Source organism: Massilia sp. YIM B02763 (assembly GCF_030412015.1).
Taxonomy (GTDB): domain Bacteria; phylum Pseudomonadota; class Gammaproteobacteria; order Burkholderiales; family Burkholderiaceae_D; genus Telluria.
The window spans coordinates 17,269-38,932 of the sequence record NZ_JASNRD010000025.1; the positions used below are offsets into that span (position 1 = coordinate 17,269).

Annotated in this window: 21 protein-coding genes; 11 read left to right on the forward strand and 10 right to left on the reverse strand. The window is 66.8% G+C overall.

The genetic code is table 11. The annotated features are described in order from the left end of the window. Nucleotides 1-28: 28 nt before the first annotated feature. The 5 genes from QPK32_RS23120 to QPK32_RS23140 are packed head-to-tail and all read right to left on the reverse strand — an operon-like array spanning nt 29 to nt 2,585. A complete protein-coding gene (locus QPK32_RS23120) occupies nt 29-760 on the reverse strand; it encodes an immunity 52 family protein (RefSeq protein WP_290415136.1) in 732 nt (243 codons plus the stop codon). Then, nucleotides 757-1,350 (reverse strand): restriction endonuclease fold toxin 5 domain-containing protein, encoded by a 594-nt coding sequence (locus tag QPK32_RS23125; protein WP_290415137.1) that lies wholly within the window; start codon nt 1,348-1,350, stop codon nt 757-759. Before QPK32_RS23125 ends, QPK32_RS23120 begins: the two co-directional genes overlap by 4 nt. Further along, nucleotides 1,351-1,686 carry a hypothetical protein gene (locus QPK32_RS23130; RefSeq protein WP_290415138.1) on the reverse strand — a complete coding sequence of 112 codons (336 nt, stop codon included), beginning with the start codon at nt 1,684-1,686 and terminating at the stop codon, nt 1,351-1,353. It lies immediately after the preceding gene. After that, nucleotides 1,683-2,174 (reverse strand): DUF4123 domain-containing protein, encoded by a 492-nt coding sequence (locus tag QPK32_RS23135; protein ID WP_290415139.1) that lies wholly within the window; start codon nt 2,172-2,174, stop codon nt 1,683-1,685. Before QPK32_RS23135 ends, QPK32_RS23130 begins: the two co-directional genes overlap by 4 nt. 3 nt (nt 2,175-2,177) lie before the next feature. Next, complete coding sequence (locus tag QPK32_RS23140) at nt 2,178-2,585, reverse strand: PAAR domain-containing protein (RefSeq protein WP_290415140.1); 408 nt, start codon at nt 2,583-2,585, stop codon at nt 2,178-2,180. A gap of 210 nt (nt 2,586-2,795) precedes the next feature. Between QPK32_RS23140 and sodC the strand changes: the two genes are divergently transcribed. Then, on the forward strand, nt 2,796-3,338 hold the full coding sequence (gene sodC, locus QPK32_RS23145; RefSeq protein ID WP_308632656.1) for a superoxide dismutase [Cu-Zn] SodC: 543 nt from the start codon (nt 2,796-2,798) through the stop codon (nt 3,336-3,338). A 51-nt stretch (nt 3,339-3,389) separates the two neighbouring features. Here sodC and QPK32_RS23150 read toward each other — a convergent pair whose 3' ends face one another. Continuing rightward, entirely contained in the window at nt 3,390-3,866 is a 477-nt protein-coding gene (locus QPK32_RS23150; RefSeq protein WP_290415141.1) for a nuclear transport factor 2 family protein, read from the reverse strand. 141 nt (nt 3,867-4,007) lie between these two features. On the opposite strand from QPK32_RS23150, the gene QPK32_RS23155 reads away from it, so the two are divergent. The 3 genes from QPK32_RS23155 (at nt 4,008) to QPK32_RS23165 (ending at nt 6,954) form a co-directional block, all read left to right on the forward strand. After that, nucleotides 4,008-4,571: a TetR/AcrR family transcriptional regulator gene (locus QPK32_RS23155; RefSeq protein ID WP_290415142.1), complete on the forward strand. Its 564-nt coding sequence runs from the start codon at nt 4,008-4,010 to the stop codon at nt 4,569-4,571. Between the two features lie 59 nt (nt 4,572-4,630). Further along, nucleotides 4,631-6,082 (forward strand): GAF domain-containing sensor histidine kinase, encoded by a 1,452-nt coding sequence (locus QPK32_RS23160; RefSeq protein ID WP_290415143.1) that lies wholly within the window; start codon nt 4,631-4,633, stop codon nt 6,080-6,082. Further along, nucleotides 6,070-6,954: an ATP-binding protein gene (locus QPK32_RS23165; protein WP_290415144.1), complete on the forward strand. Its 885-nt coding sequence runs from the start codon at nt 6,070-6,072 to the stop codon at nt 6,952-6,954. The genes QPK32_RS23160 and QPK32_RS23165 overlap by 13 nt, the downstream gene beginning before the upstream one ends. A 141-nt stretch (nt 6,955-7,095) precedes the next feature. Here the strand turns inward: QPK32_RS23165 and QPK32_RS23170 are convergent, their stop codons facing one another. The 3 genes from QPK32_RS23170 to QPK32_RS23180 form a co-directional block, all read right to left on the reverse strand. Beyond that, complete coding sequence (locus tag QPK32_RS23170; RefSeq protein ID WP_290415145.1) at nt 7,096-8,736, reverse strand: M28 family peptidase; 1,641 nt, start codon at nt 8,734-8,736, stop codon at nt 7,096-7,098. 73 nt (nt 8,737-8,809) lie between these two features. Then, complete coding sequence (locus QPK32_RS23175) at nt 8,810-11,134, reverse strand: M28 family peptidase (protein WP_290415146.1); 2,325 nt, start codon at nt 11,132-11,134, stop codon at nt 8,810-8,812. An 88-nt stretch (nt 11,135-11,222) separates the two neighbouring features. Further along, on the reverse strand, nt 11,223-11,891 hold the full coding sequence (locus QPK32_RS23180; protein ID WP_290415147.1) for an energy transducer TonB: 669 nt from the start codon (nt 11,889-11,891) through the stop codon (nt 11,223-11,225). Nucleotides 11,892-12,153: 262 nt separating this feature from the next. On the opposite strand from QPK32_RS23180, the gene QPK32_RS23185 reads away from it, so the two are divergent. The 6 genes from QPK32_RS23185 to QPK32_RS23210 all read left to right on the forward strand — a co-directional run bounded on the left by QPK32_RS23185 (nt 12,154) and on the right by QPK32_RS23210 (nt 20,401). Next, nucleotides 12,154-12,801 (forward strand): response regulator transcription factor, encoded by a 648-nt coding sequence (locus tag QPK32_RS23185; RefSeq protein ID WP_290415148.1) that lies wholly within the window; start codon nt 12,154-12,156, stop codon nt 12,799-12,801. Between the two features lie 81 nt (nt 12,802-12,882). Further along, a complete protein-coding gene (locus QPK32_RS23190) occupies nt 12,883-13,827 on the forward strand; it encodes a hypothetical protein (RefSeq protein WP_290415149.1) in 945 nt (314 codons plus the stop codon). Beyond that, nucleotides 13,824-15,359, forward strand: coding sequence for an ATP-binding protein (locus QPK32_RS23195; protein WP_290415150.1), 1,536 nt, complete (start codon nt 13,824-13,826; stop codon nt 15,357-15,359). The genes QPK32_RS23190 and QPK32_RS23195 overlap by 4 nt, the downstream gene beginning before the upstream one ends. A gap of 41 nt (nt 15,360-15,400) precedes the next feature. Further along, nucleotides 15,401-17,089: a M14 family zinc carboxypeptidase gene (locus tag QPK32_RS23200; RefSeq protein WP_290415151.1), complete on the forward strand. Its 1,689-nt coding sequence runs from the start codon at nt 15,401-15,403 to the stop codon at nt 17,087-17,089. Between the two features lie 23 nt (nt 17,090-17,112). Beyond that, entirely contained in the window at nt 17,113-18,786 is a 1,674-nt protein-coding gene (locus tag QPK32_RS23205; protein WP_290415152.1) for a PQQ-dependent sugar dehydrogenase, read from the forward strand. Nucleotides 18,787-18,871: 85 nt separating this feature from the next. Beyond that, the gene (locus tag QPK32_RS23210) at nt 18,872-20,401 is read left to right on the forward strand and encodes a S41 family peptidase (RefSeq protein WP_290415153.1); all 1,530 of its coding nucleotides are present in this window, start codon (nt 18,872-18,874) and stop codon (nt 20,399-20,401) included. 105 nt (nt 20,402-20,506) lie between these two features. Here the strand turns inward: QPK32_RS23210 and QPK32_RS23215 are convergent, their stop codons facing one another. Further along, a complete protein-coding gene (locus QPK32_RS23215; RefSeq protein ID WP_290415154.1) occupies nt 20,507-20,845 on the reverse strand; it encodes a hypothetical protein in 339 nt (112 codons plus the stop codon). A 190-nt stretch (nt 20,846-21,035) separates the two neighbouring features. On the opposite strand from QPK32_RS23215, the gene QPK32_RS23220 reads away from it, so the two are divergent. Further along, nucleotides 21,036-21,647, forward strand: coding sequence for a hypothetical protein (locus tag QPK32_RS23220; protein ID WP_290415155.1), 612 nt, complete (start codon nt 21,036-21,038; stop codon nt 21,645-21,647). Nucleotides 21,648-21,664: the final 17 nt, after the last annotated feature.

Here is a 21,664-nt window from a genome sequence, read left to right on the forward strand (position 1 = left end):
ACAAACTTGCTTTTCGCGATCCGATCAACTAAAACCGTTCAAGGAACTGAGAATTGGTTGGCAGCAGGTCCTGATCCACTAGTCGGGTCTCGATTGCGTTAGCCTTCTTGATGTGCGCGTCGTTCTGCACATCGAAGGTTTCCTCGACGCTAACCAGCAGCGTGCCGAGCTGTTTTTTGCCTGTATCGTCCATGACCTCGATGACCTGTGCTGCCTCGGGAACCTGCTGGCTCTTGATATTAAATGGAAGGTAAAGCATCCATCCAGCACCCGGCCTGTCAGGAAAGACGCTTTGCACCAAATATCCTCCCGGTGCAATTTGAACGACCATCGGCTTCCAAATTCTGACAATGGCTTCAACTAATTTGACGACATTGCGAAAATCAGAAAATTGCTGAATATTTTTGCTGCTGAAGTTGAGGCTAGATGGAAAATGCCCAGTGTTATAGGTAGCGGTATAGGCCATAGCGCCATCCTTTTCCGTACCATTCCAAACTCCGAGGGTTCTCAGATCCGTAGCCTGGTTTTCCTTGTCAGCCTTCGCCATGGCGAGCGCAGCCGCACTCGGGCCGGTTTCCGTGAAGGCTGCGTTAAGAAGCGAGTTTTCCGCAGTGTCAGCGGGTGGAAACCAATTGGCAAGCTGAAAGCCTAGCTTCTCTAAAAACTTGGCGATCTTCCAAATGCTGCTGTAGTGTTCTTCTATCGAAGGAAGAGAAGATCCGGTACGGAAATTCGCATCAATATCGAAAATATAGTTCATGGCGTAAGGAACGTAATGATGGGTAAAGAGCGTTTCCTGAAAAATATGCTGACATATGCGTGGCTTAGTGGCTGCATAAAATGCCAATGCAATCGTGACGGTGGTGAAGTTTGAACTATCTCACTTTGACGTATTCCTTGGTTTAGAAGTTTGGGTAGACCCATGATCTTAAAGAAATACTTCGGTTCTACGGCTGATTCAAAAAACTGGTCATACGCCGCCTTCGCCTCCAGCAACAGGCACGCCTGCGACTTGAACCCATCAAAATCCGTCGCCTTGAAGTTCCATTCCGTATAGGGGGCGAAGCCAGTGATACGTGCCTGATAGGCACGCGCATCCTCGGACATATTCCACTTGCGCTCTACCAGCGTGCCGCAATCCGGCGGACATTTCGAACACGTGTCCTTGGTCTGCGTCTGCGTACTGGCTTGCGCAATGGGCGCCGTTTTCGCCTTGTCGGCGGCATCGGCTTTCTTCTTTGCCGCTTCGTTGACAGCGACCGCGCCGGCACCGGCGACGGCTGCAACGCCGAGTGCGCGCAGCAGTGCGGCACCTGCCGCTTCAAGGAGTGGGACGGCAAGCGCAGCCATTCAATCCTCCCTCAGCTTGGACTTCGCCTGCGCAAGCAGGTCCGCAAACCGTTGTTCGACGGTCTGGCCAGGTTTCCTGAGCCATGCATCGATGGCCGGCTGGCGGTAGAAATTCGGGGCGAAGGCTTCGTAGTAGAGAAACTGCGTGATCGCGCCTCCGTCCTTGAAGCCCAGTGACACCGCATGCGCATAGGCACGCTCGAGGCGGTCGCGCAGGCCTCTATCTCCGGCAAGCTCCGGATATTCCTTGACGATCATTTGATGAACTTCAGCCACGTACTGGAGTTTTTCCAAGCGATCCAATTGCGCGAGCTGTTCCTCGTTGAACTTGATCATTCGCTCCTCCCCGCCGATACCCGGCGGCCGTTATAGATGAAAAGCCACTCGTCGATCAGATGAAAGAATGCTGCTTTTTGTTCGGTGCTCATCGCCTGGAAGAGGTTGCCCAACACGCGCGGATCATAGAACCTCACCAATACCTTTCGCTCGTCGGGCAACTCGCCATCGAGCTTCAGTTGCAGCAATTGGCTCAATCCTTCCAGGTCGATCGACGTCAGCAGCCAGGAAACGGATGGCAAGGCCTGCTCCAGTTCGTATAGCGGCTGTATCTGGTCCGGTGCTTTTGCGGTATCGACGAGCCAGGGCCCCGCATGGGCAAGCGGTTCATCTTCCGTGCCCAGGAAGATAGGGCGGTTGATACCGGGCCGATGCTCGAGGCGGCGACCGGTATGCTGTTCGTACTGGAAACCGTCGACCAAGGCATACAGGTTGAGCGTGGCCCCGTTTTGCTTACGGGTCTGGAATCGCGTGACGACGTCGATCATGACTCAGCTTCGGACAACCATGGAGGAGCCTGCAGCCGCAGCCTGTGCAAGGCAGTCGAGGCAGATCGAGGGCGCTTCCTGCGCTATCGCCTTGGCACTGACCTGGAGGTTTTCGGTAGGGGAGGACGCTGTGCCGGTATCGGTATGGTTGTCCCACCATGTCGTGATTTGGGAGGTGACGATGGTCGCTCCGCAGGCGGTCTTGTCGCCATCGCGCGCGGCTGCCTGACCAAAACCCATCGTATCCTCGGCGCCGGTTGTAATGGCAAAGATGCCTTTGCATTTCGGGCAAACTGTCAGGTCGCCGACCCGTGCGACAGCCTTTCCGTGGATTTCCCACGTCATGTCGCCAGTAATGACCGTCCCGCCATGACTCGTGCGATCGCCCATGCGTGCGAAGGGTTTGCTCATCGGACCTCCCGACCAGGTTTAATTCGACAAGGTTAAATTGCAATGACGATAGTGTCACAAAGAAAGGGTATTGTCATCATATGATAGTGTTCATGTTGATGGCATTGCGGCGACGAACGAGGAACATGATGTCCGACACGCATCATTGCAATCGAATACACTAGAGCCGCCCCCACATCCTCAACCTGAAGACCCCTGAAAGGAGACGGCATGATGACTAAAACCCTCGGCGCCCTGCTGGCCTGCGCCCTCGCCACCGCTGCCGCCGGCGCGGCGGCCCAATCGGCCGAGAAGCTGCAAGCGCTCATGACGCTCGTGACGCCGGACGGCACCGGCAAGATGATCGGCAACGTGACGATCACCGAATCGCCGAAAGGCCTCGTGTTCACGCCCAAGCTCACCGACCTGCCGGCCGGTCCGCACGGCTATCACGTGCACGAGATGGGCAACTGCGGCGCCAACGAAAAGGACGGCAAGAAGGTCGCGGCGGGCGCCGCCGGCGGCCACTTCGACCCGCAGGCCACCAAGCACCATGCCGGTCCGACCGGCGATGGCCACCTGGGCGACCTGCCGCCGCTGGTCGTGGGCGGCGATGGCACGGCCACCGTCGCGGTGACGGCGCCGCGCCTGACGAAGCTGGCCGACGTGAAGGGCAAGGCCCTCATGATCCACGCCGGCGGCGACAATTACTCGGACCAGCCGAAACCGCTGGGCGGCGGCGGCGACCGCATCGCCTGCGGCGTGATCCAGTAAATCCACCAAGGGCGTCCGCGTGGCCGGACGCCCCTTCATCACAGTCCTGCATCACAATCCGAGGTCCGACAGCCCCGGGTGGTCGTCCGGACGCCGTCCCAGCGGCCAGTGGAACTTGCGCTCCGACTCCTTGATGGGCATGTCGTTCAGGCAGGCATAGCGGCGCTGCATCAGGCCGTGCTCGTCGAATTCCCAGTTCTCGTTGCCGAAGGTCCGGAACCAGTTGCCGGAATCGTCGTGCCATTCGTAGGCGTAGCGCACGGCGATGCGGTTGCCTTCAACCGCCCACAATTCCTTGATCAGGCGGTAGTCCAGCTCCTTCTTCCATTTGCGGTCCAGGAACTGCACGATCTCGGCGCGGCCGTTGACGAATTCCGCGCGGTTGCGCCAGCGGCTGTCCGGCGTGTAGGCCAGCGAGACCTTTTCCGGGTTGCGGCTGTTCCAGCCGTCTTCGGCCAGGCGTACCTTCTGGATTGCGCTCTCGCGGGTGAACGGCGGCAGCGGCGGGCGGCTTTCGATGTCTGACATGGCGTTTCCTTTCTTTGATAGGTAGACAGACCTGTATCGTAGACGTCATCGCGGCGCGGCCAAGCTCTCAGCAATGAGAGGTTGCGCTATACAGGTCTGTCTGTCACACTGGAGTTCCGCATCACGTCACGTCGATACCTCATGCCCCAGCCTTCCGCGCGCGAGCGCATCCTCGACACCGCCAAGCGCCTGTTCTACCGCGACGGCCTGCGCGCCACCGGCATCGATCGCATCATCGCCGAGTCCGGCGTGGCCAAGATGTCGCTGTACCGCCATTTCCCGTCGAAAAACGACTTGATCGCCGCCTTCCTCGTCTGGCGCCACGACCACTGGATGGGCTGGTTCAGCGGCGCCGTCGAGGCCCGCCTGGCTGAGCGTGCGGAACTGGGCGCGGTGGCCGATGCGCTGGGCGAGTGGTTCGCGCAGGACGATTTCCGCGGCTGCGCCTTCATCAACGCCGTGGCCGAGACGGGCGCCGTCGAGGAGGGCCTGCACCTGCGGCAGGCCATCGTCCACAAGCAGGCGCTGGAAGACTACCTGGCCGACGTCGCCGTGCGGCTGGGCCTGAACGAACCCGCACTGGCGGCGCAGGAGGCGATGCTGTGCGTGGAAGGGATGATCGTGCGGGCCCAGTTCCGCCGCGACCCGCAGATCGTTGCAGCCGGACGGCGCCTGCTGGAACACATTGCGCGTGCATACATTTAACAATGCTGTATCATGGAAACTAGGCATCACATCGCTGCCATCATTCCAAGAACTACATCATGCCCTGGCCCATCGACCTCGCGTCCGACGACGCTCCGCACCTCACGACTGGCGCCATGGAGCGGCAAATGCGCGAGTTCCCCTGGGAGACGACCAGTGCCGGCCCAGTGACCACCTGGCCTTGCGGCCTGAAGCACGCCATCCGCACGCTCCTCGATTGCCAGCTGCCCATGCACCTGACCTGGGGCGTGGACTGCATCCAGTTCTTCAACGACGCCTGCACGCCGCTGCTGGTCAACAAGACGCGCGCGCTGGGTTGCGACCTGCGCGAGATCTGGCCCGAGCTGTGGCCTGACGTCGCCCCGCTGTTCGCGCGCGTACGCCAGGGCGAGCCGGTCGGCGGCAGCGGGCAATGCCTGCAGATGAACCTGCACGGCTATCCCGAGAAACGCTGCTTTACCTATTCGTACAGCCCCGTCTACCGCGACGACGGCAGTGTCGGCGGCGTGCTCGCCACCTTCCTCGACACCACCGCCAGCCACCGTGCCGAACGGCGCCAGGCGTTGCAGCTGGCGCTGGCCGACGCGCTGCGCGGCGCGGCCGATCCGCTGGCGCTGCAACGCGCGGCGGTTGCGTGCATCGGCACCTATTTCGAAGGTGCTCGCATCGGCTACGCCGTCATCGACCAGGCCAGCGGCGGGGCCGTCGTGCACGTCGACCGTGCCGGCGGCGACGATGCCGGGCATCCGGATGCCGTCGTCCCGCTGGGCATGCTGTGCTTCGGCCAGGAAGGGCGCCTGCATGCCGGCGAGACGGTGTGGACGGTCGACGTGTCGCAGGATGCGCGTGTCGTCGATCCCCAGCGCTGGCGCGCCCTCGGCATCGCCGCCGGGATCGCCGTGCCCCTGATGGACAACGGGCGCCTGGAGGCGCTGCTGTTCCTGCACGAGACGGCGCCGCAGCACTGGGGCGGCGAGGAAATGCGCATCGTGGAAGACGCCGCGCACCGCACCTGGGATGCGCTGCGCCGCATGCGCGCCGAGCACGCGGTGCGCGACGAGACGCGCCAGCTGGAATTGACCAGGAACGCGAGCGAGACGCTGGCGCAGGAGCGCGAACAGCTGCTCGCGTCCGAGCGCGCCGCCCGTTCCGAGGCCGAGCGCCACAACAAGATGAAGGACGAGTTCCTGGCCATGCTGGCGCACGAGCTGCGCAATCCGCTGGCGCCGATCACCAGCGCGGCCCAGCTCCTGCGCCTGCCGGAAGTGAACGAGGGCCTGCGCCTGAAGGCCAGCAACATCATCTCGCGCCAGGTGCGCCACATGACGGAACTGGTCGACGACCTGCTGGACGTCTCGCGCGTCACGCGCGGCCTGGTCAAGCTGGAGAACGAGGTGCTCGACCTGAACAAGGTCGCCATGGCCGCCGTCGAGCAGGCGCGTCCGCACGTCGAGGAACGCTTGCATACCCTGTCCGTGGAGCNAAGCTGGAGAACGAGGTGCTCGACCTGAACAAGGTCGCCATGGCCGCCGTCGAGCAGGCGCGTCCGCACGTCGAGGAACGCTTGCATACCCTGTCCGTGGAGCTGCCGCCGGATCCGGTGCCGGTCGAGGGCGACCGCACGCGCCTGATCCAGGTGCTGGTCAACCTGCTCAACAACTCGGCCAAGTACACGCCGCAGGGCGGCAAGATCGCGATCGCCGTGATCAACGACGGCGTGTCCGCGGAAGTGGTCGTGCGCGACAACGGCAGCGGCATCGACGCCCAGCTGCTGCCGCATGTGTTCGACCTGTTCACCCAGGCCGACCGCGCGCCGGACCGCTCGCAGGGCGGACTCGGCATCGGCCTGGCGCTGGTGAAGAGCATCGTCCGCATGCACAACGGGAAGGTAGCCGCCCACAGCGACGGCCCCCAGCGCGGCACCACGATGACGGTGACGCTGCCGGTGGCGCAGGCAGAAGTGGGCCAGGTCGTGCGCACGGGAGAAGGCGGCGACGAAGCGCGTCCCTTGTCCGTGACCATCGTCGACGACAACGGCGACGCCGCCCACTCGCTGGCCGTGCTGCTGCGCGCGCACGGCCACACGGTGCACGTGTACGAGGATGCATCGAGCACGCTGAAGGCCGCGGGCGCCACCGACACCGAAGTCTTCATCCTCGACATCGGCCTGCCCGACATGACGGGCTATGAACTCGTGCGCCGCCTGCGCCGCGATCCGCGCCACGCCGACGCCGTCCACGTCGCGCTGACGGGCTACGGCCAGCAGCGCGACCGCGAACTGTCGCGCCAGGCGGGCTTCGATCATCACCTGGTCAAGCCGGTGGAGATCGGGAAGCTGGCGCAGATCCTGGCGGCGGCGGGGGAGCGCAAGCCGGCGACGTGAAAGTCGCCGCTGTCGTCCCTGCGTACGCCACCGTCGTCCCCGCGCAGGCGGGGACCCAATTTCTGCACGCATTTCGACCGCGCCAGCAACATTGGATCCCCGCCTGCGCGGGGACGACGGTGGTATATGAGCGGACGGGTTTTATTTTGCCCCCTCCCGCACCTTCCCGAACTGATCCCCCGCCTTCCACGCCGGCATCGCCGGCGCGTCCGCCACCGCGCGTCCCAGGTTCAGCGTGAACTGCGCCTGCTGCACCATGCCCGCCAGATCCCAGCTCGCGTCGTATTCGTCGTTGGCCTGGTGGTAGCGCGCGCCGTAGGCCTTCTGCTTGGCGTCGTTCGCGTCCTTGTTCGTGACCCAGTCGCGGCCGCCCGAGATCGAGAACGCGGGCACGCCGGCCTTGGCGAAGCTGAAGTGGTCGCTGCGGAAGTAGCCGCCGCCCAGGTCGGGACGCGCGGCCGCCACGTTCAGCTGCATCGCCTTGGCGACCGTCGCCGCCGTTGCCGCCAGGCTGCTGCGCTCGCTGCCCTGCACGCCGATGTCCCGGGCCGCGCCGACGAAGTTCAGGCTGTCCAGGTTCAGCGCCGCCGCCGTCTTATCGAGTGGCCACAGCGGCTTGGCGGCGTAGGCCGCGCTGCCCAGCAGGCCCTGTTCCTCGGCCGCGACCCACAGGAACATCTGGCTGCGCTTGGCCGGATGCCTTGCCGCTTCCTGGGCCATGGCCAGCAGGCCCGCCGTGCCCGAGGCGTTGTCGACGGCGCCGTTGTAGATCGTGTCGCCTCCGGGTTTGTCACTGCTTTCCTGCTTGCCCAGGTGGTCCCAGTGCGCGCTGTAGATCACGACTTCGTTCTTCAGCTTCGGGTCCGTGCCCGGCACGACGCCGGCCACGTTGAACTGTTCCAGCGTGCGCACGGCGGCCTTTTCCTGGCCCTGCACGCGCGCGTCCAGCGTCACCGGCTTGAACGACTTGTCCTCGGCGGCGATGCGCAGCTTGTCGAGGTCCTGGCCGGCGGCGGCGAACAAGGCGCGCGCCGTCGCGTCGGTCATCCAGCCCTGCATGCCGGAGCCGAGGTCGGCGTCGGCCAGCTGGAAGCGCTCGGCGGTCCAGCTGTTGTGCACCACGCCCCAGCCATAGGAGGCCGATGCGTCGGTGTGGACCAGCAGGACGCCGGCGGCGCCGCGGCGCGCGGCTTCCTCGAATTTATAGGTCCAGCGGCCGTAGTAGGTCAGGCCCTTGCCGGCGAAGCGGTTCGGTTCCGCCGTGGTCGGCGCCGGATCGTTGACCAGCATGACGAGCACCTTGCCCTTCACGTCCATTCCCTTGTAGTCGTCCCAGCCCCCTTCTTCCGGCGCCGCGATGCCGTAGCCGACGAAGACCAGTTCCGCATCCAGGTTGTGCTCGGCCTGGGCGTCGCCCGGCGCCCATACCCAGTCCTTGCCGAAGGCGAGCGCCAGCGGCTTGCCGCCCGCGACCAGCGCGACCGAGCTTTCCTGCGGCAGCGCCTTGACGCCGGCGATGCGCACGCTCTGGCGGTAGCTGTTGCCGTTGGCCGGCTTCAGGCCCACGGCCAGCGCCTGGGTCTCGAGGTAGCTGACGGTCAGGTCGCCGCCGCGCTGGCCCGTGCCGCGGCCTTCGAGCAGGTCGGACGAGAGGAAGGCCAGGTGGGCGCGCAGCGGCGCCTCCTGGACCGTGGCGGCCTGGCCGGGCGCGGCCGCGCCGGCGGGAAGGGAGAAGGCCAGCGCGATGCTGGCCGCGAGTGCCGAGGAAACGATCTTGTGCATGGAATCCTGCAGGTTGGTGGATGCGACAGTGCGCCTGCATTGTAGGGCATCCGCCTTGCCGGGCGACCCGAAATCAGGGAAAGCGCAGGATGTCGACCGTCATCGTGGTGCCGCTCCCGGGCAGCAGGCGCGGGCGCATGTCGTCCGGCCGCGGCGGCAGTCCCGCCGGCAGGCCGGGAATGCGCTCCTGCACGAAGATCGTGAAGGCCGGGTCGCCGACCAGCTCGATGGCAAAGCGCAGCTCGCGTTCGCCCATGCCGTGCAGCGTCGCCTGCCAGCCGCGGTAGCGGCGGTCGGTGAGCACGCGCCCGTTGACGCTGGTACGCAGCGTGTCGGCGCCGCTCAGGCGCAGTACGAGGTCGGGCGCGCTGTTCTTCGAGCGCAGCAGGAATTCGACGCGGCGCACGTCGCCGCGCCGGTCGTCCTTCTCGATGAGCAGGTAGGGATAGAAGATCGTGTCGTCGCGCCGCGCCAGGCCATACCAAACGGGGTCGCTGTCGGCGCCGAAGGTGTAGGGCATCACGTAGGGCTGCAGCGCATTCGGGAAGACGCTCTTGGTCCAGGCGTCGACGGGGCCGGCCGGATGGATCCAGAACGCCTGCCAGCTTGGCGTGTCCTTCAGGTACAGCAGGCGGTTCGGCACGGGCAGCTCGGGCGGGACCGGATGCGCGGCATAGGCCATCCCGACGCAGGCGCCGCCCGCCAGCAGCAGCGGCGCCGCGACGAGAGCCGCCTTCACCTGCGCCAGCAGCATGCTGCACAGCGCCAGCAGCAGGCAGGCGAGCAGCGCGGGCAGCAGCAGCCAGCGCGGCGACAGCCAGGCGGCGCTGTCGACGGCGGCCGGCACGATCAGCACGAGCGCCGGCACGGCCGCGAGCGCCAGCAGCGCCGTGCGCCGCACGGGCGGCCACGCCTGCAGGCGCCGTGCTGCCAGCGCCAGCCACGCCGCCTGGGCCGCCAGCAAGGGCCAGGCCAGCACGTAGCTGGCGCCCGGGGCGCCGTAGCTCACGGCCAGCAGCGCGACGTTCGCCGCCAGCATCGCGCCCAGCGCCAGGCACGCGCCATCCAGGCGCGCGAGCAGCCGTCGCTGCAATATGGCGAACAGCGCGGCCGGCAGCAGGACAAAGGCCCAGGCTTGCCAGCGCAGGCCGCCGTCTCCAGCCAGGTGGTCCGCGTCCCAGCGCCACTGCAGGCCGGTCAGCATTTCGCGGCATAGCCAGGTGAGGAAGATCGCCAGGGCCGTCATGAACGCGAAGCCGAACATGCCGTGCACGATATCGCTGCCGGCGATGCCGAGGCGCCGCACGGCGATACGGCATGCGGCCACGTTCAGTGCGCAGGCCAGCACGGTCAGCGGCCACACCCACCACACCGGATAGTGCACCTGGCCGACGAAGGGCAGGGAAAAGAACACCTGGCCGCGGCTGCCCGCCGCCGGCAGACGGGCATTGCCGAAGTGGCGCAGCAGGGCGAGCACCGTCTCGCCTTCATGCTGCAGGCTGTCGGCGGACAGCTGCTGCGGCACGTCGTGCATGCCGTCCCAGCCCAGCGTGCCGTCGATCGTGGCGAACTGCAGGGTGGCGGCGCCCGTCGCCGCCAGTGCCCGCGCCGCGCTGCGTTGCGGCAGGCCTTGCAGCAGCTCCGCCATGAACGAGGAACCGCGCGGCTCGGGCGCCAGATGCGCCCACGCCTGCAGCGCGAAGCCGTCGGCGGCCCCGGCATCGACCAGCGCCGGCAGGCCGCGGTTGCCCGCATGGTCGAAGCGCAGCGCCACGCGCACCCGCTTCGCCCACGGATGCGATTCGGCGAAGGCGCGCGTGCCCAGCGCCAGTCCGTCGGCATCCGCATCGGTGAAGACGAACACGATGTCGTTGTCCAGCGGCGGGCCGGCCTGCAGCACGCGCAGCGCTTCCAGCAGCGTGGCCGCGCCGGCCGCGCCGTCGGCGGCACCGGGAGAGCCGGCGCTGGAATCGTAGCGGCTGCTGGCCAGCACCATCTGGCGCGGACCATTGGTGCGCGCGGTGCCGGGCTTGCGCACGACGATGTTGCGCGCCTCGGCCAGCGTGACGCGCACGTTCGCCATCATGTCGGCCGATGCCGCCTGCGCCATCGCCGTCTGGATCTCCGGTTCCAGGCCGAGGGCGCGGACCTGCGCGACCAGGTAGTCGCGGGCGCGCGCATTGGCCTTGCTGCCGGCGGGGCGCGGCGCCTGCGCCAGCGCGTGGACGTGGACCAGCGCCCGGCCGGCGGCAAAGCCGGAAGCGGGCGGACCGTCCGGTACCGGTACGGCGGCCGGACGCAAGGCGAGCCAGCCGGCCAGCAGGGCCAGCGCGATCGCGGCCGCGATCGCGAACAGCGTGGGTCCGGCGTGGCCGGGCAAAGCGGGATCCTGGCGCATCGCGCACCTCCTTGTATCGCATGACAGGCAAAAAAAGCCCGCCGAGGGGGAGGCGGGCAAAACTGGCTACAGGGGTTTCTTCAACAGCTCAGTCGAGTGTCCAGACATAGGCGAGGCGCGCCCATCCGGCTTCGGCCACGCCGTTGTTCAGCGCGGGCTTGAAGGTGCACAGGCTGAGCGCGTGGATCGCGGCCTGGTCCAGGTCGCGCGAGCCGCTGGAACGTTCGACGCGCGCCGACGTCACGCGGCCATCCACGCCCACCAGCAGCGCCAGCGTGGTGGTGCCGGCGTCGCCGTTGCGCAGCGCGCGGGTCGGATAGGCGGGCAGGGTGCAGGCATTGGCGTCGGCGAAGACGGCGCTGCGGATGGTACCTGTCTGCGCTGCCGGCTTCGCCGCGGGCGGCGCGTCCGCCACGGGCTGTTGCGCCGGCGTGGCCGGCTGCGGCGCCGGTTCCGCCGTCGTGGCCCGCACGGGAGCCGGGTCGGGCGGCGGTGCCACGGGAATCTCGACCGGCGGCACGAACAGCCTGGGCGGCGCCGTCTGCGGTACGGGATGCGGCGGTTCGGGAGGTGGCGGCGGCGGCGTTACCGGTTCGGCCTTGAACGTGACGTCGATGCCGTCCGGTACGGGCAGCGGCAGCTTCTTCATGTCCAGGCCCTGGACGAACAGGATGGCGAGCGCCGCGTGCAGGCCCGCCACGACGGCGAACTTGCCGAACCGGCTGCCGCCCGGCTGGTTGGTATGGGAAAACTGCATGGTCATCCTCCTTGTCGTTACCGGGAAAGGGATACGAGAGAAACGATATTGCCATCCGTTGGAAGTAATATATGCCATGTATTGGAAGTTCGCAAAGGGTTTTCTTGGTAGTCCATCATTCCTGCGGTGCCTCCGGTGGGAATCGGGAAGTCGCGCCCCGTGCCGTTGTATGAAATAATCAACGCATGCCACGTACCGCCTACGGGCAAGTCCCGCTGCCAGCTTGTGGCAAAGGACGAAGCGAACCACGGGAGAACACCAAGTGCAGAAAGACCAAGCGATCCGCATCATGCTGGCGGACGACCACCCGATCGTGATGCAGGGCTTTGCCATGTCGCTGGGCGCCCAGGGCATGGAAGTCGTCGGCCAGGCCAGGACGCCGAGCGAGGCGCTGGCGATGTACGAGGAAACGAAGCCCGACGTTGCCGTGCTCGACATCCGTTTCGGCACCGAGCTCACGGGCATGGACGCGGCCCAGAACATCCTCAAGGCGGACCCGAAGGCGAAGATCGTTTTCCTCAGCCAGTTCGACCAGGACAGCCTGATCAAGGAAACCTACCGCCTCGGCGCCCACGCCTTCGTGACCAAGGATTGCGACCCGGCCGACCTGGCCGACGCCGTGCGCCACGCGCATGCGGGCAAGCTGTATTTCCTGCCCCAGATCGCGGAGCGCCTGGCCAGCCTGGCCGTGCGCGGCGACGTCTCGCCGCAGTCGCAGCTGGACGAACGCAGCCTGGAGATCTTCAAGCTGATGGCCGAAGGGCTGACCAATGCGGAGATCGCGGAACGGCTGGACCTGTCGACCAAGACCATCAGCAACATCAGCCAGGCGGTGAAGGAAAAGCTGGGGGTGCACCGGCAGGCCTACATCACCAAGCTGGCGGTGAAGCATGGCTTGATCGAGCCCTGATCGGCTGATTCTCACGTGCTGCGCCGCGTGCTCCGGTTGGCGAAATTGGGTCCCTTCCTGCGCAGGGACGACGTGTCATTCGTGGCGCCGACTCAAAGGCCGTCGTCCCTGCGCAGGCAGGGACCCAATTTACTCGCCGTCGTCGCGACAGTACTTGCCCTCGCAACGCCGGCCCACGCCGCCAGGCCCGACCCCACCCCCGGCTTTCGCTTCGAAATCGTCACCACCGACGACGACAGCGCCGTCACCCGCCGCATCGTCGACGACCTGACGCGGCGCCTGGTCCCCATCTTTTCCGTCTTCCGCACCGAACTGGCCCAGCGCCGGCGCATGCTGTACGTCGCCATCGGGCCGGATGCGCTGCGCGACGTGGCCGCGCGCCGCTGCGACTGCGTCGTGATCTCGACCTTCACGTCCAGCCAGGTCGTGCGTGCGATCCTCGCCACGCTGCCGCCGGAACGCGCGGCCGCCGTCACGGCCGTATATGCGGAACCGGCGCCCGCCGACCAGCTGCGCCTGGCCGCGCTGCTGTACCGCCGGCCCGTGCGCGTGGCCACGCTGCTCGGTCCGGGCACGGCCTTCCTGAAGCCCGTGCTGGCGGCCGGCGAAGGCGCGAACCGCGTCGCCGTGCTGGATGCCGGGAGGGACGGCGACATCAACCGCCTGCTGGGCCAGATCGCCCAGACCGACGCGCTGCTGGCGCTGCCCGACAGCAGCGTCTACAACGCCGAGAACTTCCGCAACATCCTGCTCTCGACCTACCGCCACAAGCAGGGCGTGATCGGCTTTTCCAGCGACATGGTCAAGGCCGGGGCGCTCGCCACGACCTATTCCGAGATCGAGGACATCGACGCCCAGGTCGAGGAAATCGTCGCGGATTACGTCGCCAGCGGCACGCTGCCGGCGCCGCAGTTCCCGCGCTACTTCCGCACCATCGTCAACGAGGGCGTGGCGCGCTCGCTCGACGTCGAGGTGTCCGACGCCGTGCGCGCCTTCGCGCGGCCGGCGCCGGCGCGCAAGCCATGAACGTCGCGCATCGGTACCGGCAGCGGCGCTGGCAGTTCTGGCGCGGCTGGAGCATCGGCCTGCGCATGGCCTTCATCACCATGCTGCCGGTGGCGCTGCTGTTCACATCCTTCGTCTGGTATTCCTGGTATGCGCACCGCGCCCAGGTGGACGAGGAGCTGGCCGAGCGCGGCACCATCCTGGCGCGCGCGCTGGCCGTGACGAGCGAGTACAACGTCATCTCCGGCAACCTGGCCGACCTGCGCCTGACGATCAACGGCCTGGTGCAGTCGGACAGCAGCGTCTACCGCGTCGATGTGGTCGACGTCAACGGCAGGAACGTCATCGCGGTGGTGTCCGAACACCCGGTCGAGGCCGAGGGCCGCGCCTTCGTCGCCACGATCCGCAAGCAGGTCATCTGGATCAACCTGTTTTCCGACAACGGCACCCCGCACGTCTCGGCTTCCAGCGACACGCGCCCGCCCACGTTGACGAGCGAGGTCGTCGGCCAGGTGCGCGTGACGATGTCGCCGACGAACATGCTGGCCCGGCAGCTGCGGCGCTTCCGCATCGAGCTGGCGATGGCGGCGCTGGCCCTGCTCGGCAGCGGCCTGCTGGCCTGGGTGCTGGCGCGCAGCCTGATCGTGCCCCTGCGCGAGGCGATCGCCACGCTGCGCCGGATCCGCGGCGGCCACTATCGCGTCGAGCTGCTGGTGACGACGGGCGGCGAGGTCGGGGAGCTGCAGGCGTCGATCGGCGAGATGTCGGTGGCGCTGGACGAATCCAAGAAGGACCTGGAGAACAAGGTGGCGGAGCGTACGCGCGACCTGCTCGCCTCGCGCAACGAGGCGCTGCGCGCCGACGCCGACAAGCGCAAGCTGATCCAGAAGGTCAACAACATCATCGAGGACGAGCGGAAGAGCATCGCCGTCGAGATCCATGACGAACTGAATGCCTCCCTGATCGCCGTGCGCCTGGAATCGCAGACGATCCAGCACCTGGCCACGCGCGCGGCATCCGCAGCCGCATCCGAACCGGCGGCGGACCTGGAGCAGATCGCCGCCAAGGCGCAATCCATCACCCGGCTCGCGCTCGACCTGTACGCCAACGGCCGCCGCCTGGTGCGGCGCCTGCGCCCCGAGGTGCTGGACATGCTGGGCCTGCACGGCGCCGTCGAGGAAATGGTCAACCACTACCGCAGCGCGGGCTTGCTGTTCGAGTTCGATTCGCATGGCGACTTCGCCAGGATCGGCAACGAGCTGGCCATTTCCGCCTACCGCATCGTGCAGGAAGCGCTGTCGAACGTGATGAAGCATTCGAACGCCGGCTTCGCAAGAGTCGACCTGGCCCTGTCCGAAGACGAAGGCGTCCTGCACATCGAGGTGCAGGACGACGGCGACGGGTTCGACCCGGCCGTCGCGTCCGAAGGCATCGGCATCATCGGCATGCGCGAGCGCGTGCATGCGCTGGGCGGCAGCATCCGCGTGCAGTCCGCGCCGGGCGAAGGCACGCTGGTGGCGATCACGCTGCCGCTGGCGCCGAAACCGGGTTAAATTACTGTCCTCGGCAATACCACCATCATTCACGGAACATCATGCTCAACGCCTTGACCACGCCTTTCGAGAAGGGCAACCAGAACCAGACCACCACCTGGGCCGATTGCATCGCCTGGTACGAAGATCTCGCCCTCCAGTATCCGAACGTGCTGCGCTTCGGCGTCGTCGGCACCTCGGATGCCGGCGTGCCGATCCATGCGGGCGTCGTCTCGGCGGACGGCGTGTTCGAGCGCGAGCAGATCAAGCGGGAAGGGCGTCCCGTCTTCTTCAACAACAACGGCATCCACCCGGGCGAGCCGGAAGGCGTCGACGCCTGCATGGCGCTGGTGCGCGACTTCTGCCAGCAGCCGGAGCGCCTGGCGGGGCTGGGCAAGACCGTGTTCCTGTTCGTCCCCCTGTACAACGTCGACGGCGCCTTCAACCGCGCGAATACCTCGCGCGTGAACCAGGACGGCCCGGAAGCGTTCGGCTTCCGCGGCAACAGCCGCCACCTCGACCTGAACCGCGACTTCGTCAAGTGCGATACGCTGACGGCCCAGACCTTCAATAAACTGTTTACGGCCTGGGATCCGGACGTGATGGTCGACACGCACACCTCGAACGGCGCCGACTACAGCTACACGATGACGCTGATCCACACCCAGGCGGACAAGCTGGGCGGCGACCTCGGCGTCTTCCTGCGCGACACCATGCTGCCGTTCATGTACGCCGAGATGGACAAGCGCGGCTGGCCGACCTGCCCGTACGTGAACCCCGTCAAGGACAGCCCCGACGACGGCATCGCCGAATTCCTGGAAACGGCAAGGTTCTCGACCGGCTACGCGGCGCTGCACGACACGATCGGCTTCATGCCCGAGACGCATATGCTGAAACCCTTCGCCGACCGCTACGCGTCGATGCGCACGCTGGTCGAGACGGCGCTCGACTTCACCGTCGCGCATGGCGAGCGGATCGTCGCGCTGCGCCAGGCGGCCAAGGCGCATGGCCGCATCCGCCGCGAATGGCCGATTCACTGGGCGATGGACGAGGCGAACCCGTCGTCCTTCCGCTTCAAGGGCTATGCAGCCAAGTACAAGGCCAGCAGGCTGGGCGACTACCAGCGCCTGTACTACGACCGCAGCGCCCCGTTCGAGCGCGACATCGCCTACTACAACCGCTTCCCGGCCGACATCACGGTGCCGGCGCCGCGCGCCTACGTCGTGCCGCAGCAGTGGCGCGAAGCGATCGAGCGCCTGCAGTGGAACGGCGTCAAGCTGGAGCGCGTGGACGCCGAGCGCCAGCAGGAGGTGTCGGTGTACCGCATCGCCTCCGTCAGCTCGCGCGCCCGCGCCTACGAGGGCCATATGTTCCACGACGACGTGCAGCTCGAGCGCGGCCGCGAGACGGTGACGATCCGCGCCGGCGACTACCTCGTGCCGCTGGACCAGGACAATGCGCGCTACGCCGTCGAGACGCTGGAGCCGCAGGCCCACGACAGCTTCTTCCGCTGGGGCTTCTTCAACAGCGTGCTGGAAAAGAAGGAAGCGTATTCCGACTATGTGTTCGAGGACGAGGCCGAGCGCCTGCTGGCCGCCGAGCCGGAACTGGCCGCGAAGTTCGACGCCTGGAAGGCGGCGAACCCGGAGCTGCTGAAGGACCAGGGCGCCGTGCTCGACTTCATCTTCGCCCACTGCGCGCGCTGGCGCGAGCCGGAGTGGAACCGCTATCCGGTCTTCATGATCGATTGAGACATACCGAGGAGAGGGGGAGCATGAACAAGAAAAACATCGTCGCGCTGGCTGGATTGGCGCTGTCCACAGGAGGCGTGCTCGCGGCGCCGGCCGGCCAGACGTATTTCGAGCAGAACTGCGCGAGCTGCCACACGATCGACAGCAAGCTCGGTTCGCGCGCCGGCCCGGGCTTGTTCAACGTGGTCGGACGCAAGGCGGCCAGCGTGGCCGGCTACAACTACAGCGCGGCACTGGCCAAGGCGGGCGCCGCCGGCAAGACCTGGACGAAGGAAGAACTCGATACCTTCCTGCGCGACCCCGGCAAGGACGTGCCGGGCACCACGATGCCGATCGGGATCGCGGACGCGAAGCAGCGCGCCGCCGTCATCGACTGGCTGGGCACGCAGCGCGGGCAAGTGGCCGCGGCCGCGCCGGTGGCCGGGGCGAAGACGGCCGCCAAGGACGGCGCCTGGACCGAGGACAAGCCGGGCGACCTGCACCACATCACGGTCGACCAGCTGGTCGCGCCCTACGGCACGGACAGCGCCGGCAACGGCCCGAAGGTGGCGAAGCGGCCGGACGGCGCCATGCCGGCCGTGCCCAAGGGCTTCAAGGTCTCCATCTTCGCCGACGACACGGCCCGGGCGCGCTACGCGCTGCGCGCGCCCAACGGCGACATCATCCTGGCCGACACGGGCCGCGACCGCATCACGATCCTGCGTCCGAACGGCGAGCAGGCCGGCACGGCCAACGTGTTCGCGACGGGCCTGTCGCGCCCCTACGGCCTGGCGCTGTGGCCGGCCGCGAATCCGAAGTACCTGTACGTCGCCAACGTCGATTCGGTCGTGCGCTTCCCGTTCGCCGTGGGCGACCTGAAGGCGCGCGGCAAGCAGGAAATGGTCGTCGAGAAGATCAGCGACACCAGCGGCGGCCACACCACGCGCACGCTGGCGTTCTCGAAGGACGACAAGACCATGCTGCTGTCGGTGGGCTCGGCCACCAACGTGGCGGCGGGCATCGGCGCCACGCCGCCGCAGCCGCTGGCGCAATGGGAAAAGGTCCACGGCCTGGGCGGTGCCTGGGGCGAGGAAACGGACCGCGCCGCCGTGCTCGCGTTCGACCCGGACGGCAAGAACCGCCGCACCTACGCTACCGGCCTGCGCAACTGTGTGGGCATGTTCGTGCACCCGGCCACGGGCGACCTGTTCTGCAGCGTGAACGAGCGCGACGAGCTGGGCGACAACCTGCCGCCGGACTACGTCACGCGCGTCAAGCAGGGCGGCTTCTACGGCTGGCCGTGGTATTACCTGGGGGCCCACGAGGATCCGCGCCTGAAAGGCATCCGTCCCGATTTGAAGGACAAGGCGATCGTGCCCGACACGCTGATCCAGGCCCACTCGGCGCCGCTGGGCATGGCCGTGTACCAGGCTCCTGCGGGCGCGAAGCACGCCTTCCCGAAGGAGTACGAAGGCGACGTCTTCGTCGCGCTGCACGGCTCCTGGAACCGCGGCATCCGCACCGGCTACAAGGTGGTGCGCGTGATGATGAAGGACGGCGTGCCGACGGGCCGGTACCAGGACTTCATGACGGGCATGGTGCTGAGCGACCGCGACGTCTGGGGCCGTCCGACGGCGGTGACGGTGGCCGCCGACGGCGCGCTGCTGGTGCTGGACGACGCGGGCGGCGTGATGTGGCGGATCGTGCCCGGCACGTGAGGTATGCATCGAAAAAAGCGTGATCTTGGCTCCTCCAGACCTTATCATTTGACAACTTTTGACGAATGATGGCCTGGAGGAGTCCATGAGCAATCGCGCTTTTCGTGCGCTGCACGCCGGCATGGCCGGCCTCGCGCTGCTTGCCTTCTCCGTCGGCGCGCAGGCGCAGGCGGCTTCCCCGCGCACGCCCGCCGAGTGGCGCCAGGCCGCCATCCAGGACATCGAGGAAGGCGTGCGCATCACGCGCGACAACCATCCGGGGATGTTCGATCCCGGCAATCCCGCCTTCGCCGCGAACCTCGACAAGGCGCGGCAGGAAGGACTGGCGCTGGCGCAGAAGGTGGATGGCCCGGGCGCATACAGCGCCGCGCTGCTGCGCTTCAATGCCGCCATCGGCGACGGGCACGCGGGCATGGTGCCCACGCTCCCGGCCGGCGTGGAGGCGCCGGCGCGCTGGCCCGGTTTCGTCGTCGTGTGGCGCGAAACAGGCATGTTCGTGGCGGCGTCCGAACCGGACGGGCCCAAGCCGGGTTCGCAGGTGCTGGGCTGTGACGGCAAGCCGGTCAAGCGGCTCCTCGAGGACAATGTGTTCGCGTTCGACGGCCGCATCGGCGAACCGGGGCGCTGGTGGAGCCGCAGCAGGAACCTGTTCTTCGACTTCGGCAACCCCTTCATCCAGCTGCCCGCGCACTGCGAGTTCGCCCTGGACGGCAAGACCTACGCCCAGGACATCGCCTGGAAACCGTGGGACGAGCAGACCGGGCGCTGGCGCGAGGCGACGTATAACGGCCGGACGCTGGACGCGGGCATGAGCGAACCGCGCAAGGGCCTGTACTGGATCGCGATGCCGAGCTTCCACCCCGACGAGAAGCAGCGCGAGACCTACCGCGCCATCAACCGCGACATCGCCGCCGACCGCGGGCGCTTCCTGGCGGCGGATGCGGTCGTGATCGACCTGCGCCAGAACCAGGGCGGCTCCTCGTTCTGGAGCCGCGACCTGGCCGCGGCGCTGTGGGGGGAGGGACGCGTCAAGCGGCGCATGGACGCGCGCTCGGCCAGGACCGAAGTCTGGTGGCGCGCCTCGCCCGGCAACGTGGAACACGTCCGGAAGCTGGTCGACGAACTGACCAGGGAACGGCAGGCCGATGCCGTGGAATGGGTGCGGCACATTAGCGCCGGCATGCAGGCGGCGCTGGCGCGCGGCGACAAGTTCTACGTCGAAAAGAAAGATGCGTCGGCTGGCGGCGCGGGCGATCCGCGTGCCGACCTGCCCACCGATCCGCCGCCGTTCACACGGCCCGTGTACGTCGTCGTGCCCGGCCAGTGCGCCAGCGCCTGCCTCGATGCGCTCGACGTGTTCACGCAATTCTCCAACACCGTCCTGGTCGGCGCGCCGAGCGCGGCCGACTCGACCTATATGGAAGTGCGCTACCAGAAGGTGGCCTCGGGACTGGCCACGGTCATCGTGCCGAACAAGGTCTACGTGAACCGGGCGCGCGCCAACGGCGAGGTCTACCTGCCGGCGATCTCCGTGAACGACCTCGATTGGTCGGTCGATACCTTCCTGCGGGTCGTGGAGCGCGACCTGGCGCGCAAAGCGATGGCTACGCAATGAAAACGATGGGCCGGTCCCGGCGTGCTACGTGGCGGATCGTGCCGCACCCTTGAGGCGAAAAAAAACCGGGACCCGCGTGTCCCGGTTTTCACGTGGCCTGGCGGGTCAGATGGCGACGGCCGCCGGCAGCGCGACCCCCAGCGCCGACGCGGCCAGGGTATTGTCGGCGTCCGAGCCGGCCAGCACGTAGCCGCGTTCGATCAGCTTGCGGGTGTAGTACTTGTTGTACATGAAGGCCCAGACGAAGCCGACGAAGAAGGAACCGATGCCGAAGGTCATGAAGCCGATGATGGCCCAGATCACGAAGCCGCCGATGAAGGTGATGAAGTCCGAGCGGAACAGCGCGGGAAAGAAGCCGAAGAAGAGGGTGGTCCAGGAAAAGCCGTAGTAACCGTCCTTCACGATGCCGGATTCCTTGTGTTTCAGTGCGATGCGCGTTGCCATGATTCCCCGTTGTGGATTGTTGTCGATATCGATGCCGGCGGCCGCCGGCCAACGGGCAGTATGCCGAATTTTTCTCCCTGGAAAACTCACCGATTTTCACGCGGCGCCAAAAAGCCGTGCGAAGGATGGGCTGGACAGGCCGATGCGGCTTGGGCATATTCTGCCCTCCACCCATGCTCGCCCACGACCGATGAAACGATCCCTCCTCCTCGCGCTCGCGCTGTCCTGCCAGGCCGCTTACTCAGCCGAACCTTCGGCCGAACCTGCGGCCAAACCCGTGGCCCAACCGCCCGCCTTCTACGTGGTCGACATGCGCCAGGAAGGCAGTCCCACGCTGCACTCCACTGTGGGCGGCGTGGCTGCCGGTGCCGAGATGCCGTACGTGCTCACGCAGCCGAAGGCGAAGATCGATTGCTGTTTTCATGTCGGCGCGAAGCCGGGTGCCCGGGTGGCGAAGCCGAAGGCCGGCAGTATGTCCGAGGTGCTGTACGGCGATCCGGACAAGGACGAGAAGATCCTTGCCTATTCCGGCTACCTGGCCGGCAAGGGCGCGGCGAACGCGCAGGCTGGCGCGCAGCCTGGCGACATCGCGTTCGGCCTGACAGGCATGACCGCAGTGCGCAAGCGCGGGCGTGACACGTGGGAAATCACGCTGGCGCAGGGCGCAAAGCCCGTATTCGTGCGCCAGTGCCTGGGCATCGAAGGCATCCACATGCGCCTGTATCGCGCGCTGCGCGACCGGAAGCCCTATGCGGATTACTACGTGCCGCTGGGGTACGACACCGAGGCGACCTGTCCCTGAGAACCGGAGGCCGCCCC

Coding starts and splice junctions, on each gene's coding strand:
- QPK32_RS23130 (WP_290415138.1), bottom strand. CDS start 1,686: ATGATCAAGTTCAACGAGGAACAGCTCGCGCAATTGGATCGCTTGGAA.
- QPK32_RS23200 (WP_290415151.1), top strand. CDS start 15,401: ATGCTCAACGCCTTGACCACGCCTTTCGAGAAGGGCAACCAGAACCAG.
- QPK32_RS23135 (WP_290415139.1), bottom strand. CDS start 2,174: ATGATCGACGTCGTCACGCGATTCCAGACCCGTAAGCAAAACGGGGCC.
- QPK32_RS23220 (WP_290415155.1), top strand. CDS start 21,036: ATGAAACGATCCCTCCTCCTCGCGCTCGCGCTGTCCTGCCAGGCCGCT.
- QPK32_RS23215 (WP_290415154.1), bottom strand. CDS start 20,845: ATGGCAACGCGCATCGCACTGAAACACAAGGAATCCGGCATCGTGAAG.
- QPK32_RS23125 (WP_290415137.1), bottom strand. CDS start 1,350: ATGGCTGCGCTTGCCGTCCCACTCCTTGAAGCGGCAGGTGCCGCACTG.
- QPK32_RS23120 (WP_290415136.1), bottom strand. CDS start 760: ATGAACTATATTTTCGATATTGATGCGAATTTCCGTACCGGATCTTCT.
- QPK32_RS23205 (WP_290415152.1), top strand. CDS start 17,113: ATGAACAAGAAAAACATCGTCGCGCTGGCTGGATTGGCGCTGTCCACA.
- QPK32_RS23180 (WP_290415147.1), bottom strand. CDS start 11,891: ATGCAGTTTTCCCATACCAACCAGCCGGGCGGCAGCCGGTTCGGCAAG.
- QPK32_RS23155 (WP_290415142.1), top strand. CDS start 4,008: ATGCCCCAGCCTTCCGCGCGCGAGCGCATCCTCGACACCGCCAAGCGC.
- QPK32_RS23210 (WP_290415153.1), top strand. CDS start 18,872: ATGAGCAATCGCGCTTTTCGTGCGCTGCACGCCGGCATGGCCGGCCTC.
- QPK32_RS23140 (WP_290415140.1), bottom strand. CDS start 2,585: ATGAGCAAACCCTTCGCACGCATGGGCGATCGCACGAGTCATGGCGGG.
- QPK32_RS23150 (WP_290415141.1), bottom strand. CDS start 3,866: ATGTCAGACATCGAAAGCCGCCCGCCGCTGCCGCCGTTCACCCGCGAG.
- QPK32_RS23195 (WP_290415150.1), top strand. CDS start 13,824: ATGAACGTCGCGCATCGGTACCGGCAGCGGCGCTGGCAGTTCTGGCGC.
- QPK32_RS23170 (WP_290415145.1), bottom strand. CDS start 8,736: ATGCACAAGATCGTTTCCTCGGCACTCGCGGCCAGCATCGCGCTGGCC.
- sodC (WP_308632656.1), top strand. CDS start 2,796: ATGATGACTAAAACCCTCGGCGCCCTGCTGGCCTGCGCCCTCGCCACC.
- QPK32_RS23175 (WP_290415146.1), bottom strand. CDS start 11,134: ATGCGCCAGGATCCCGCTTTGCCCGGCCACGCCGGACCCACGCTGTTC.